The organism is uncultured Campylobacter sp. (assembly GCF_938045405.1).
In the GTDB taxonomy this organism is placed as follows: Bacteria; Campylobacterota; Campylobacteria; order Campylobacterales; family Campylobacteraceae; genus Campylobacter_B.
In genome coordinates, this window is sequence record NZ_CALIMW010000268.1 from 1 (window position 1) to 1308 (window position 1308).

1 protein-coding gene is annotated in these 1308 nt (G+C 43.5%); it reads right to left on the reverse strand.

Annotation, left to right across the window (positions count from 1 at the left end; translation table 11 throughout):
* Positions 1–329: 329 nt before the first annotated feature.
* Positions 330–971 (reverse strand): hypothetical protein, encoded by a 642-nt coding sequence (locus Q0140_RS11305; RefSeq protein ID WP_297964653.1) that lies wholly within the window; start codon positions 969–971, stop codon positions 330–332.
* Positions 972–1308 lie beyond the last annotated feature (337 nt).

The following is a 1308-nucleotide window of genomic DNA, read 5'->3' on the forward strand; positions in this document are numbered from 1 at the left end:
AGACCTGTCACGATAGCAAGACCGATTACTGTAGGCACAAAGTATTGCGCCACAATATCTGCAATGCGTTGAATACTAGCCTTGGATGTTTGTGCCTGCGTGTATTTTATCGCTTTATATCGCACTGTTTTCGACGAAAATTTTTAGCATTATCTCGCCTGCGCATAGATTTTAGTTGTATTTTGCGTATGTTTTGACTTTTTGTGCCTAAGCGCGGCGAAAGCAAATGCAAAGCTGTTAGAAGAGCTAAACGCGAAAAAGGATTTAAGAGAACCCGAAAAAACTCGCCAAAAAGGCGCTAGAGTGGCTCACAAACTCGCTGAATTCGGCTAGCGTTGTCTAAATATCCGTCCGAAAAACGCAGCCGTTTGGCGAGCCCTAAGCAAAACAAACGCTCGCAGCTGCCTACAAATCTGCATAATAAGATACGCCGACATCATCACGCAAAAATTTGCAATGCCAAAGCCGATCATTTCATAGTATAAAAATAATTCTAGCCTCATCTGTGCTATGAACTCTCGCGTCGGGCGATAAGTGTGCCATATTCTATAACCCGAGAAAAAATCATCAAGTCCGCCGAATACCAAAAAGCATACGATAAGCGCAAATAAAATAATGCCTTGTGAAAGAGCCTGGGCGTTGTTTTTGTTTTCCTCAAGCCTGCCGGTAGCTCCTTTTGCCACGCCGTAAAGCCCCGCAAACAGCAAACAAACGGGCATAAAAAAGCATAAATAGCTAAGATGAAACGCCGCTACATCGCCAAAGGTTGTTTTGGTTCGCGCTACGTCTATAGCCGGGTAAAAGCCCGCCATAAACGCCGTAAAGTCTCTAAAAACTGCGTGAGCGGACAAGATATCTTCGGGCACGGCAAATAAGCTCAAAGCTGCCAAAACATAAGCGATCAGGCTAACAAAAAAGGCGATTTCAAGCTTCCTTGCGGCTAGTCTTAATCTTGCTTTTAGTCTTATCATTTTCTTGCTTTATATTTTGATCGCAAACGGCACAAGCGGGAATCTAAAGAAATTTTAAATTCCGCGCGCCATGCGGTAGGATTTTAAAATTTCAGAGTCTGTGGTAGTGCTCAGCCAAATTTAGAATGCGAATTTAACCTCTAAATTTGGCTGAATTTACGGACGTCAAATTTGCGGGCTAAATTTGACGTCTGAATTTACGGTTTTAGTTTCTTAACCTCACTCGCCGCTCAGATACTCCTGCGAACTCTTGGCCTCCAACACGCTGCTAAAGTGGCAAAATTTAAAGTGGCGCTTTAAATTTAAACGAGCGCCAGCTTCAGCACCTCTTCGATCC

Bases quoted from the DNA above. Each gene is read 5' to 3' on its own strand.
- Q0140_RS11305 (WP_297964653.1), bottom strand. From the start codon at position 971: ATGATAAGACTAAAAGCAAGATTAAGACTAGCCGCAAGGAAGCTTGAA.